This window comes from Prolixibacter sp. SD074 (assembly GCF_009617895.1).
GTDB lineage: Bacteria > Bacteroidota > Bacteroidia > Bacteroidales > Prolixibacteraceae > Prolixibacter.
Genome location: NZ_BLAW01000001.1, coordinates 3015239 through 3028687 on the forward strand (window position 1 = coordinate 3015239; position 13449 = coordinate 3028687).

Consider the following 13449-nt stretch of genomic DNA (forward strand, 5'->3'; position numbering starts at 1 on the left):
AATTGTCCGTTGTTTCCTTGATTGACAGATAATATTTTTAACCTCAAAAGAAGAAATTTATGTGTGGAATCGTAGGCTACATTGGCGACAAGAATGCTTACCCCATTTTAATTAATGGATTAAAGATGCTCGAATACCGGGGGTACGACTCTTCCGGTATTGCTCTTTTAGGAAGCGAACAACGTGTGTACAAATGCCAGGGGAAAATTGCCAACCTCGAAGAGTTGGTTTCTGACAAAGATACCAGCGGAAAAATCGGGATAGGACATACCCGCTGGGCAACCCACGGTGAACCAACCGACCAGAATGCCCATCCGCATACCTCGATGAACGGACATTTTACCCTCGTTCACAACGGTATTATCGAGAATTACAGCAATTTGCGCGACGATCTCATCAATCTAGGGTACCAGTTCCAGTCGGAAACCGATACCGAAGTATTGGTCAACCTGGTTGAATACGTCTATCTCAACAGCGAAGAGAAATCGGCCGAGATTGCCGTTCGTGCCGCATTGAAAAAAGTGGTGGGCGCATACGGAATTGTTGTTGTTTGCAAAGAAGAGCCCAACAAACTCATTGCTGCCCGAAAAGGAAGTCCGCTCGTTATCGGGATTGGTAACGACGAATATTTTATCGCCTCCGATGCCACGCCCATTGTCGGCCACACCAACCAGGTTCTCTACCTCAACGACCACGACGTAGCCATCATCGAGCGCGGCAGCCTTACGCTGAAAAATATCAACAACGACCCGCTGGTAGCCAAAATAAAGCAGGTCGATTTGAGCATCGGCGAACTACAGAAAAATGGTTACGACCATTTCATGCTGAAAGAAATTTTCGAACAGCCCAACACCATTGAGCAATCGTTCAAAGGCCGCATTAAAACCGACAACAGCGACATTGTTTTAGGCGGGCTCCATAACGTAATGCCCAAACTGAAGGATGCCCGTCGCCTCATCATCATCGGGTGCGGAACATCCTGGCATGCAGGACTGGTGGGCGAATACCTGTTCGAGGAATATTGCCGCATTCCGGTAGAAGTGGAATATGCTTCGGAATTCCGCTACCGCAATCCCATCATCGACGAAGACGATGTGGTGATTGCCATCAGTCAAAGTGGTGAAACAGCCGACACCCTGGCTGCTGTTAAATTAGCCAAAGAACGCGGAGCAACCGTTTTGGGTATTTGTAACGTGGTGGGTTCGTCGATTCCGCGTGAAACGGACGGCGGCGTATACATTCACGCTGGTGTGGAAATCGGTGTGGCCTCCACCAAAGCGTTTACAGCCCAGGTAACCATCCTGACCATGATGGCCGCTCTTCTTGGTAAAGAAAAAGGCCGGCTGAGTGTGGAAGACTACCGCGTCATTATCCAGGAACTTTCGGAAGTTCCCGAGAAGATCAAAACCATCTTGCAAAGCACTGACCACATCCGGAAAGTAGCTGACAAATACAAAGACGCTGTGAACGCTTTGTATCTGGGACGCGGAGCTTTATTCCCCGTAGCCCTGGAAGGTGCGTTGAAGTTGAAAGAGGTTTCTTACCTGCATGCCGAAGGTTACGCGGCCGCGGAAATGAAACACGGCCCCATCGCGTTAGTCGACGACAACCTGCCCGTTGTAGTGGTAGCTGCCAAAGACCGCTACTATGAAAAGATCGTTTCCAACATCCAGGAAGTAAAAGCCCGCAGAGGAAATATCATTGCAGTGGTATCGGAAGGCGATACACAGCTTGACAAAATGTGTGACGACATCTTCGAGATTCCCCGTTCGCACCCGGCCGTCACTCCGCTGCTCGCCATCATCCCATTGCAGTTATTTGCTTATTACGTAGCGATATTGCGCGGAACAGATGTAGACCAGCCACGAAATTTAGCCAAATCGGTAACGGTAGAATAACGAACAAGCAGATCAAAAAAGCAGCAACTCCCATACAGAAAAACGGAGCCGGTAAACTTTCCCGGCAGGTAATCAAAATACGACCGTTAGTTACGCGCCCACTCGTTCCGCGAGGTATACATACGGATACTCTGCTGCCACAACTCGTGCGGGTCGCGGGTTGTTTGCATCAGTTGGTATGCCTGTTCGGTCAACTCGTCGATGGCGGGGCCGAAACGATAGAAAAGCTCCATAAACCACGTTTCATCAATGTCGGTTTGCTTTGCCTCATAAAACTTCCGCTGTGCGAGCTCAAACACCTGGCTGATGTGCCGATTGTCTTCTTCGGGAAACCAAATATCGGGAAAGGTCCGATGGGCGATTTCCGGGAAAAGCTCCAACAATCTCCCGTTCATCTCCCCGGCAGGATAATCGGGAAGTGTTAAATCGGGCTTTACCGGGGGAGTTGACGTGGATTCTGGTTTCCCGGCAGGTAAAATATCTTTCCGCGAAAGCGAAAGAAGCCGGCCAAATGCTTCGTGAACGGCCTGTTCGTCATTCACTGCATTTTTCGCGTAAGCGAGCACCCGTACCTGTTCATTTTCCTGCGAAAGAATATAATCAGCCAGTTCGCCGGAAATACGCACCGGATTTTTCCAGTCGCGGTTGGGCAGGCTTGCGTTGAACACCAAAACCCCCGGATCGGGAATCAGTTGAATGACCTTCCCCGCCTCTATCTGTCTGGTATCATGGGTCAGCAGGTCTTCCAGAAGCAAACCGCTGCCGCCGGCATGGACCGGTTTGACAAAGTTTCCAACCGAAGCCCCCTTTTGGGAAGCCGCTTTCAGCCACTCCACCACCAAACGCGAATGGTTGTACCGGTATTCCCGGCAAAGAATTCCGTGCGGGAAACCCTCTTTTTCGAAGAACGAAAATTCGGGATACTCACGCAGCTTTAAAGTACCGGCTTTCTCCGAATGATTTCGTACCGCCAGCTGGTTATAGGCCTGGGTGATGAGCCGGTTTGCGATAGCATTTCCCCGCAGCCAGGCCATGCGTTGCTGTACGCATAAATGCGGCGCCGACTGTTGCATTTGCCCCAATTGCCCCAGTTGGGCCCCGACGGAAGGGAGCTGCTTCATGTTTTCGGGGAAAATCCGGGTAAACCGGAAGTCATCGTGCCGCGCAAAATCATCAGCACAAAACACCGCGACCCTTTTCCCGGCGGAAGCCAGACGATATGCCGCCAGTACTCCGGGCAGGTTCACGCCCAGGAAAACAACATCGAAGCCAGGTGTGTTAAAATCGTTAAAAATGGGTGTCAATCCGTCTTCCTTCATCTATTTTTCCTTCCTTACCGTGAATATTGGACCAAGTTACCGGTTTTACCGAAAAAAAGAATGCCCGGTAAAACCTCTTTAGGCCAGTTTTCGTAAGTTTGTAGCGTTTGTAAATCCATAATATCAACAGTTTGGACAAGAAATTTCTTTATCTGATTATCCTTGTATTTGGCTCAATAACATTTTATACCTCCTGCGCCAATATGGGCATGCCTTCAGGAGGCGCCAAGGATACCATTCCACCAGTTGTCGTGCGGAGTATTCCGGTAGCGAACCAAATCAATTTCAATAAAGACCAGCTCCAGATAACTTTCGATGAATTTGTGGTACCCGAAAAGCTGAATGAAAAATTCGTCATATCGCCTCCCATTGACAAGCGGCCGATTTTCCGGACCAAAGGGAAATCATTAATCGTCGATTTAAACGGGGCGAAATTAAAGGACAGCGCCACCTATTCGCTCGACTTTAAAGACGCCATTGTCGACAACAACGAGAAGAATCCGTTGAAGAATTTCCGCCTTGCTTTTTCCACCGGTCCCGTGCTCGACAGTTTACGGGTGGTAGGCTTTGTATTGAACTCTTTCAATCTGGAACCGTCGGAAGGCGCTTACATTATGCTGTACAAGAATTTGTCGGATACAGCTGTGTTGACAACCAAACCCGATTATATTGCCAAGACCGATGCCAATGGCTTTTTCGCAGTCACCAATCTGCCCAAAGCCACTTACAACGTTTACGCAGTTACCGACAACGACAACAACATGATGTTGACAGCGACAGCTGAACCTGTAGCATTCCTGGATTCGACGGTATCACCATCGGCAAAATATTTCCCGAAACAGGATACTGCAGTGGTGGGCATGGACACCTTACTGGTTTTCGGAAAAACCCGCTTCTATCCCAATCCACTCTACCTGTTGCAATTCGAACAACCATTCTTCGACCTTCGATTGGATAATGAACAGCGCCCAACCCGTAAATATGTTGATTTGACCTTTACACAATCGGTAAAAGACACCTTCGATATTCAGCTTTTAAACTACGAGCCCAAAGATAACTGGAAATATATTGAACATTCGGCCAACAACGATTCGTTGCGTATCTGGCTGACTGATTCGATGGTGTACAAAAAAGATACACTGCAGTTCAGGGTAACCTTTGAACAACAGGATTCTACCGGTGTGAAATATGCATACAACGACACCATCCGATTGTTCTTCAGCGATGCCCCTACCGGGAAAAGGCGGGGACGGAGAGACCGCAGAAAAATCGAAAAGAAAGATATAAACGTATCGCTAAGTTTGAACACACGCGCTAATGGTTTCGATGTGTACAGAGACGTTGCTGTAGAATCGCCGGAACCTGTAAAAAACATGGACACTACCATGATTCACCTCTTTGTGAAAGAGGATACCGTGTTTAATTCGATTAATTTTAAGATACTACCGGATTCAGTCAATAAACGCAGGTTCTTTATCCATTATCCATGGGATTACCAAACCACCTACCGGTTGAAAATTGACTCGGCAGCCGTAACCACGCTCTACGGGGCTGTGTCGGACAGTGTCGAGAATACTTTCGTTACCCAGGAAGAAGAACATTATGGCAAAATCAATTTTGCCATGCAAAATGTAACCGGCCCGACAATTATTCAGTTACTGAAAAACGATGACAAAGAAGAGGCCGTCAGGGCTAAAACCATTTACAAAGACGGAACAGTGGAGTTTCCTTTCCTCGAGCCACAAAAATATAAGGTAAAAGCCATCTTCGATCGTAATGACAACGGTAAATGGGATACCGGGAACCTGGAGGCCCACGTGCAACCCGAAGAGGTATTCTATTATCCGGAGGTGCTGAAGCTGCGCTCGAACTGGACAATGAACCCAACCTGGGAAATTCCCACACAACAGGTATTTAAGAAAGAAATTATTGACAAGGAAAAACAGGAAGAGGAAGCCAGGAAAAAGAAGAAACAACGCAACAGCAAGGCTTTTTAATCCTGGTTAGATGCAAAGCGATTTGTATCTTGCTTTGGGGCTGAAGTTTCGCAGGTTGTCCCTCTTTCATAATTAGCGAACTGCTTATATGGCATCGGCAGTTTTCACTTAAAAGAATAGATGCCGTTGACTACAAAAACCGATCATCATGGCAAGTGTCAGAAGATTAAAAAAAGACATCGTTGAGCTGACAGCGCAGCTTATCGGCGATTGCATCGACTACGTTGAATATTTCGATAATGCAGACGAAGAAAAAGCCATCGCCATCATCAGCGACGCGGTAAAAATGCACAACGAAGCCATAGACAGGGCCAATCACCCCGACGGGAAAGACAATCCCAAACTGGTGAAAGCCCACTATAATAAGCTGCAGGAAGATTTTGTGAAGGGTATCGACGATGCTTATGCCGAACTCGAGAAGCTCGTAAAGGAATAATCCGCTTCCGCGGAAAAACTGAAAAGGGACCGCCAAGAGGTTGGTTCCTCTTTTTATTTAGCGACCAGGTGCAATGCCTTTTGCGCTACAATTTTACCATCCTTTTTTACATGACAGCCAAAAGCCAACCCGTCGACCTCATCATTAGGAATGCCAGGATATACACAGTCGACCAGGAATTTACCGTAGCCGGGGCCCTGGCCGTAAAGAACGGCCTGTTTGTCGGCGTAGGTTCCGATGAAGAAATCCTGAAGAAATTCACCAGCGACCAAATTATCAATGCCGGCGGAAAAACCATCTACCCAGGCTTCATCGACGCACACTGCCACTTTTTGATGTACGGCCGGACGTTACAAAAAGCCAACCTGCGTGACACCAAATCATTCGACGAAATTCTCGCGATTTTAAAAAACCATCACAAGGAAAACCCCACTGGCTGGCTGGAAGGAACCGGCTGGGACCACAACGATTGGCCGGTGAAGGAGTTTCCGGATAACCAACAACTCAACGAGCTCTTCCCCGATGTACCGGCGCTTCTCACGCGCATCGACGAACATGCGGTGCTGGCCAACGAAGCAGCCATCCGGGCTGCCGGCATTCAACCCGAAGATTTTGCAGGCACCGAAATCATCCGTAAAGACGGGAAGATGACCGGTATTTTCCTGGAAAATGCAGCTGGTGCACTGAAGAAAGCCATTCCGCCGGTTTCCCGGGAAGGCAAAGAAGAAGCGTTGATGAAGGCCCAGCGAAATTGCTTTGCAGTTGGCCTCACCTCGGTACACGATGCCGGCCTTTTGTATGATGATATCGCTTTAATTGACTCGCTGCAAACCCGTGGCGATTTGAAAATGCGCATATACAGCATGATGTTGCCGGACGAGAAAAACATGGCCCGGCTGGCAAAAGGTCCCGTCGATAAACCGCGGTTGCATGTCGCGTCCATTAAGCTTTTTGCCGACGGAGCGCTGGGATCACGAGGCGCCAAACTGTTAGCGCCTTATTCCGATGCCCCACAAACTTCGGGGATTTTTGTAAACGATAAGGAGTACCTGGAAAATATCTGCCACAAGGCTTATGAAGCCGGATTTCAGGTAAACACGCACTGCATCGGCGACGCTGCAGTGAGGCGTATGCTCGACATTTACGAAGAAATTCCGGGCGGTCCGAATGACCGGCGCTGGCGGATTGAACACGCACAAATAGTTGCGCCCGAAGATGTTTCCCGTTTTGGTCAACTCAAGGTGATTCCCTCCGTGCAAACCGCTCATTGCACCAGCGACATGTACTGGGCCGAAGAACGAATCGGCGAGCGGATTCGAAACGCATACATTTACCGGGAACTGCTAAAGGAAAACGGCTGGCTGCCGAACGGCAGTGATTTTCCCATCGAGGAAATTAATCCCGTTCTGGGATTTTATGCCGGAACCGTACGAAAAGATCCGGCAGGTTGGCCGCCCGGACGTTTCCAGCCCGAAAACTCGATTAGCCGGCGGGATGCGCTGCGGGCCATGACCATCTGGGCTGCCAAAGCGGCCTTCGAAGAAAAGGAAAAAGGTTCCATTGAGACCGGGAAACTGGCCGATTTCGTCATGCTCGATACCGACCTGATGGAAGCCAAAGAAGATCAACTCGTCGGATCGAAAGCGCTGATGACCGTTTCCAACGGAGAGATTGTCTACCGGAAGGAATAAATCAGGGAGCCAAACGCGTCAGTTTCCAGTTTTCTCCGTCATGAAGGTAAAGGACGCGATCGTGCAGGCGGTTCGCCCGTCCCTGCCAAAACTCGATCTTATCAGGAATTAACCGGTAACCGCCCCAGAAATCTGGCCGCTCAATTTTTTTGTCGCCCATCTCCTTTTGTTTCTTTGACCAACGGTCTTCCAGTGAGGAACGATCCTTTACTTCTCTGCTCTGCGGCGAAATGGCCGCACTTAGCTGGCTTTCCAACGGACGCGACGCAAAATACGAATCCGACAATTCAGGGCTGGCTTTCAGCACCTGACCTTCCACGCGTACCTGGCGTTCCATCTCCGGCCAGAAAAAGAGAAGAGCTGCGTGGCCATTCTCCTCCAGTTCGGTCCCTTTTCGACTTTCGTAATTCGTGAAAAAGAAAAAGCCGTCGTGACTAAAATATTTCAACAAAACAATCCGGGCCGAAGGCTTTCCTTCCGCCGAAGCGGTAGCCAATGTCATAGCAGTGGGATCGGATATTTTAGCATTCAACGCCTCGTTCATCCAGATTTCGAATTGCCGAATGGGATCGTTGTCGGCCTCTTTGGGGTCAAGCTGTTGTAATTGGTAGTCTCTTCGTATATCGGATAAATTCATTGTACCCTTTTCAGTTTGTTTCACTTCGGGCGGTAACCGGCAAAACCGGTTTTATCGTTTGTTTTCCGGCTACCGCATGATGGGACTTAAAACAATAGTTTAAGATATATTGTTGTCTTTTGACGAAATATCCCGTTTGAAAAACGGAATATTTATCCATCATTCTACCTCCTGCTAAGGCGTTTGATCAGGACTAAAATAATATTACTTTTGTACGTGCTCTAATTGGGTTGAAACCTTTGCAATACAGGGAAAACATGGCAAATCAGGAAAATAAATCATCGGTTGACAAACGGAACAACATCATCGTTATCGTCCTGGCCGTTTTATTGGTTGTGGTAGGAGTCCTGTTCTTTTTTCAACGAAAGAATAACCAACAAATGGTGCAACAGCTGAATGTGGAGAAAGATTCGATTAAAGCTGAACTTTCCCGGATGGTAACCTCCTATGACTCGCTGCATACCGAGAATGACACATTAAGTACGCATATCGAACAGGCCCGGACCAAGGTCCAGAATTTGCTAACGGAAATAGAACAACTGAAAAAAGCCAGCTATTCGCAAATCTCCAACTACCGTGATGAAGTCAACACATTACGTGGAATTATGCGGAATTATATTGTCCAGATTGATTCGCTGAACACGCGTAACAAGATACTGATGGCCGAAAACAAACAGGTGAAGCAGCAGTACACCGAGGTGAAGACCCAAAACAAGCAACTGGAAGATCAGAAGAAAAAACTGGAGCAGAAAGTTTCATTGGCGGCACAACTTGACGCTTTGAACCTGGCTGCCACCGGAATCAACCGCAAAGGAAAAGATACGCCAAAATCGAACAAGATCGAAAAGATTAAAGTCAGTTTTACGCTTAGCAAAAATGTGACCACCAAGCGTGGTCCCAAAAATATCTACATCCGCATTCAGCGTCCCGATCAATTGTTATTGGTCAAATCGAAAGATAATGTTTTTAAATTTGAAGATCTGAAAATCCCTTATTCTGCAATGCGTACAGTTGAATATGAAGGAGCGCTGCTTCCGGTAAACATTTTTTGGGACAATACCGGTGAACCTCAGCTGATGGATGGCGCCTACACCGTTGACGTATTTGCCGATGGTTTCAATATTGGAACGACAACCTTCGAAGTAAAATAACGACTGTTAATTGATTGAAAGGCTGAATTTGTCCATGTATCAACTACCCGAACTGAAAGAGAACCTGAAAAACCGCAATGCCGGGCACTTGCTCGATATCGCCACCGGTGAGGGTGATTTTCTGGCTTTCCTGTTGAATGCATTTGCCTTGTACGAATCGGGTACCGGCCTCGATATAAACCCGGCAAACCTGAAGGTCGCGGAGGAAAAATTATCCAATCCGGCAGTCACCCTGGTAGAAGGGAATGCCGAAAAACTGGATTTCGATGGCGAATACTTCGATACGGTAAGTATTTCCAACTCATTGCATCACTTCCCCAATCCACGGCTGGTATTAAAAGAGATGACCCGGATACTGGCACCCGGAGGATTATTGCTGATTAGCGAATTGGTATGTGAAGATTTGACCCCGGCGCAGGAGTCTCACCTTTCCTACCATCACCTTAAGGCCGATATGGACATGGCTGCCGGACATTTTCATCGTCATACGTTTACCCGGGATGAGGTGGTCAACCTGGTAGAAGGTCTTCCCATGGTTGTTGATAAGGTGTTCCTGGCTTTCGACAACGAACCGATGTTAAATTCCAGCGAACGCATGTGGCGGTTTTTCCGGATGCTCGACGAACGGGTAAATGAATTTACCGGCCACGACCGAGGGAAAGAGTTCGAAGAAAGGGCCGAAACGGTTAAAGAAAATATCTCCACACACGGTTTTGTGCGCCCACCACAGGTTTGTATCATGGGATTGAAAAGCGGTTTCGGACGCTGATAGTCTGCTACGATTATCATACCTCGGGCCAGGAAACATACTTACACTCTTTCCCGGTAGGAATTGCCGGCAAGTCCTAAACAATATCCTCAAACAACATTGGCTATAACATTATTTTTTCACGCCGATAGCAATGGTTATGCCCTTTTTTGTTATTTTCGATAATAATTGATTTTCAACCTGAACCCACTGCAATGAAAAAGTTATTGCTATTTAGCCTTGTCGGATTTGTGTTCATTATAACGTCCTGCGTTTCGCCGGGAAAAATCCGTACGACCAATAAAAACAACATGTTGCAAATCGAACCGGGAATGTCGAAATCCGAGGTTATCAGCATCATGGGAGGAGTGGAAACCAAGCCCGATGAGTTTGGGAAACTACAGGTAAACCCATACCACTACGAAATGTTTCAGGTAAACCCTGACGAGATTGTAGAAGTTCTGTGGTACTATACCGACCAGGTTTATGCCGACGGTATCGTCAACCAGGCCGAGTTGACCCCAGTTGTGCTGGATAACGACAAAGTGGTGGCCATTGGCTGGAAGTTTTATCAGAACTTTTTAAAACTGAAAAAACTGCCCGTCGAAAAACGCGATGCCGAACCTATCAGCGACAAAGCCACCACCGATAACTCCGAAGCCAACTAACCGGCAACGAAAACATAAAAACAGAAGGAAAGAAGAGCCAATTACCAAAGAAATGTAAATGAACAAACTTAAAGCATTCGCATTAATGGGACTTATAGCGCTGATGGGCTGCAGCAGTGCATCTCGCCAAGCCATTAAAGTGGAACTGAAAGACGGCTGGCAATTCAGCCAGGCTGATAAAAATGATTGGTTGCCGGCAAGTGTACCGGGCTGTGTCCACACCGACCTGATGAAAAACGGTAAAACAGACGATCCGTTCTACCGGTTGAACGAGCATGATGTGCAATGGGTTGATAAAGTTGACTGGGAATACAAAACCACTTTCCAGGTAACACCGGCGATGACGCGTCATGATCGGATTGCACTCGATTTTAAAGGCCTTGACACTTATGCCGATGTTTTCGTCAATGATGAACAGGTACTCTCGGCCGACAACATGTTTCGTGAGTGGCAGGTTGACGTAAAGGACGTGGTGAAAAAAGGCAAAAACGACTTGCGTATTGTTTTCAAATCGCCCATAAAAGAAGGAATTAAAAAATACGATGCCAACGGTTATGTTATTCCCGTTTCGGATAACGATTTGGCCGGACTGGGGAAAGTACCGGGCGACAAAAAAGTTTCGGTTTACACCCGAAAAGCCGGTTACGACTATGGTTGGGACTGGGGCCCGCGTTTGGTTTCCAGCGGCGTTTGGCGCCCCGTTTACCTGAAAGCCTGGGACTCCGACCGCATTGTTGATCTGCACCTTGTACAGGATAGCGTTTCCAAAGCACAGGCAGATATGACAGCCATTTTCGAGATCGAGGCAGAAAAAGATGGTCCGGCACAACTGACCGTCAGCAATGATGGTAAGGTCCTGGAAACAGCCAATGTCAATTTGCAAAAGGGAACACAAACCTACCCGGTGAGATTTTCCATTCAGAATCCCAAACTCTGGTGGACAAACGGGCTGGGCGCACAAAATCTATACACCATTAACGGTGAAGTGAAGAACGATGTGACCACCGCCACCCGCTCGGTGCGCATTGGTATCAGGACGCTGAAACTGATTCAGAAGAAAGATGACAAGGGACGTACTTTCTATTTTGAACTGAATGGTGTACCCGTCTTCATGAAGGGCGCCAACTACATTCCTAACGATATTTTCCCATCAAGGGTAACCACGGAAAATTATAAGAAAGTCATCGAGACAGCCAAAGAATCGAACTTCAACATGTTGCGTGTATGGGGAGGTGGTATCTATGAAAATAATATTTTCTACAATCTGTGTGATGAAGCCGGCATTCTGGTTTGGCAGGATTTCATGTTTGCCTGTGCCATGTATCCGGGCGATAAAGCCTTTATGGACAACGTCAAACAGGAAGCCATCGACAATGTGAAACGGTTGCGCAACCATCCGTCGATCGCTTTATGGTGCGGAAATAACGAATGCCTGGTGGCCTGGAAACAATGGGGATGGCAACAAAAGGAAGAAGCAAAGAACAAGGCAGATGCCGATTCCATTTGGAAAGCTTACACCACCATCTTCCACGATATTCTGCCATCGGTTGTAAAGGAATACGATCCATCACGTGCATACTGGAGTTCCAGCCCATCGTCGGGGCCCGGGGTTGTGCCTGATTTGGTTAGTGGCGACGAGCACTATTGGGGCGTTTGGTGGGGTAAAGAGCCATTCAGCAATTACGATACGCACCTGGCCCGTTTCATGAGTGAATATGGTTTCCAGAGTTTCCCGGAATTGAAGACCGTGAAACAGTATGCTGAACCGAAGGATTTCAACATCGATTCCGACGTAATGAAATCGCATCAGCGCTCATCCATTGGCAACGGCACCATCGTGGAATACATGGATCGCCACTACAAGAAGCCGAAAGATTTTGAGTCGTTCTTATACGTAGGCCAGGTATTACAGGCCGAAGGTGTAAAAGAGGCAATGGAAGCTCACCGCCGGGCCATGCCGTACGTGATGGGTTCGCTTTACTGGCAAATTAACGATTGCTGGCCGGTAGCATCATGGTCGAGTACCGACTATTACCAGCGCTGGAAAGCGCTGCAGTATTTCGCCAAAAAGGCTTTTGCCCCGGTACTCATTTCGCCCATCAAAACGGAGAAGTTTATCAAAGTGTATGTGGTGAGCGACCGCTTGAAAGCATTCGAAGGGCAGATTCACCTGCAGATTGTCGATTTCGACGGAAATGTTTTATGGCAAAAAGATGTGGAAACCACCATTAAACCCAATAGTTCCGAGTCGTATGTCGATTTCCGGAAGGACAATGTATTGAAGCCTATCGACACGCATCACTCGTTGTTGGTTTGCCAAATATCCGAAAATGGAAAAACACTTTCATCTAATAATTTGTATTTCCACGACATCAAATATTTGCCGCTACCGAAGGCCCACGTCAAAGCTGAATTATTTGAATTGCCCAATGGTTACAGCATCACGCTTTCGGCAAATAAACTGGCCAAAAATGTTTATTTGAGCGCTGACACCGATGCCGATTTGTCCTTTACCGACAACTATTTCGACCTGCTGCCCAACGAAAAGGTAACCATCGAATGTTACACCAACGGGAAAAGTGTTCCGGACCTGGCAGACAAGCTGAAAATAGAGACCATTTCGGATACGTATTAGATAAGAGATATTACATCAAAATACAACGAGGCTGCTTCTTTTCAGGGGCAGCCTTTTGTTTTGCCTGCATATCTCCCCCGGAACAGCAGTAACATTTGCTGAAAATAAACCTAATGGAACTTACAAAAGGCAAAAACGTATACGCACACAAAAAGTCTCCATTTTCTATTCGTCCTAATACCAAAGAGGGATTTATTGTCTATTTCCCTTCCATAGGAAATGTTGCTAAAGCAGCCACTTTCAATAAAAGTAGAAAGTGCATTGAAATT

The 13449-nt window shown here is 47.4% G+C and carries 10 protein-coding genes; 8 read left to right on the top strand and 2 right to left on the bottom strand.

Features of this window, described 5'->3' with window-relative positions:
- Window positions 1-59 precede the first annotated feature (59 nt).
- Window positions 60-1898 (top strand): glutamine--fructose-6-phosphate transaminase (isomerizing), encoded by a 1839-nt coding sequence (glmS, locus tag GJU82_RS12950; RefSeq protein ID WP_153632526.1) that lies wholly within the window; start codon window positions 60-62, stop codon window positions 1896-1898.
- 86 nt (window positions 1899-1984) lie between these two features.
- On the opposite strand, the gene GJU82_RS12955 is transcribed toward glmS, so the two are convergent.
- A complete protein-coding gene (locus tag GJU82_RS12955; protein ID WP_153632527.1) occupies window positions 1985-3217 on the bottom strand; it encodes a hypothetical protein in 1233 nt (410 codons plus the stop codon).
- Window positions 3218-3348: 131 nt separating this feature from the next.
- Here GJU82_RS12955 and GJU82_RS12960 point away from each other — a divergent pair, with 131 nt between their 5' ends.
- From GJU82_RS12960 to GJU82_RS12970, 3 genes are all read left to right on the top strand, one after another.
- Window positions 3349-5214: an Ig-like domain-containing protein gene (locus tag GJU82_RS12960; RefSeq protein WP_153632528.1), complete on the top strand. Its 1866-nt coding sequence runs from the start codon at window positions 3349-3351 to the stop codon at window positions 5212-5214.
- Between the two features lie 148 nt (window positions 5215-5362).
- Window positions 5363-5650 (top strand): hypothetical protein, encoded by a 288-nt coding sequence (locus tag GJU82_RS12965; RefSeq protein WP_153632529.1) that lies wholly within the window; start codon window positions 5363-5365, stop codon window positions 5648-5650.
- A gap of 110 nt (window positions 5651-5760) precedes the next feature.
- Window positions 5761-7341: an amidohydrolase gene (locus GJU82_RS12970; protein WP_153632530.1), complete on the top strand. Its 1581-nt coding sequence runs from the start codon at window positions 5761-5763 to the stop codon at window positions 7339-7341.
- A gap of 1 nt (window position 7342) precedes the next feature.
- Here GJU82_RS12970 and pdxH read toward each other — a convergent pair whose 3' ends face one another.
- Complete coding sequence (pdxH, locus tag GJU82_RS12975; protein ID WP_153632531.1) at window positions 7343-7978, bottom strand: pyridoxamine 5'-phosphate oxidase; 636 nt, start codon at window positions 7976-7978, stop codon at window positions 7343-7345.
- A 257-nt stretch (window positions 7979-8235) separates the two neighbouring features.
- Here pdxH and GJU82_RS12980 point away from each other — a divergent pair, with 257 nt between their 5' ends.
- The 4 genes from GJU82_RS12980 (at window position 8236) to GJU82_RS12995 (ending at window position 13180) form a co-directional block, all read left to right on the top strand.
- Entirely contained in the window at window positions 8236-9129 is an 894-nt protein-coding gene (locus GJU82_RS12980) for a hypothetical protein (RefSeq protein ID WP_153632532.1), read from the top strand.
- Window positions 9130-9163: 34 nt separating this feature from the next.
- Window positions 9164-9898, top strand: coding sequence for a class I SAM-dependent methyltransferase (locus GJU82_RS12985; protein WP_153632533.1), 735 nt, complete (start codon window positions 9164-9166; stop codon window positions 9896-9898).
- Between the two features lie 194 nt (window positions 9899-10092).
- Window positions 10093-10545, top strand: coding sequence for a DUF3192 domain-containing protein (locus GJU82_RS12990; protein WP_153632534.1), 453 nt, complete (start codon window positions 10093-10095; stop codon window positions 10543-10545).
- Window positions 10546-10603: 58 nt separating this feature from the next.
- Window positions 10604-13180 carry a glycoside hydrolase family 2 protein gene (locus GJU82_RS12995; protein ID WP_228488697.1) on the top strand — a complete coding sequence of 859 codons (2577 nt, stop codon included), beginning with the start codon at window positions 10604-10606 and terminating at the stop codon, window positions 13178-13180.
- Window positions 13181-13449: the final 269 nt, after the last annotated feature.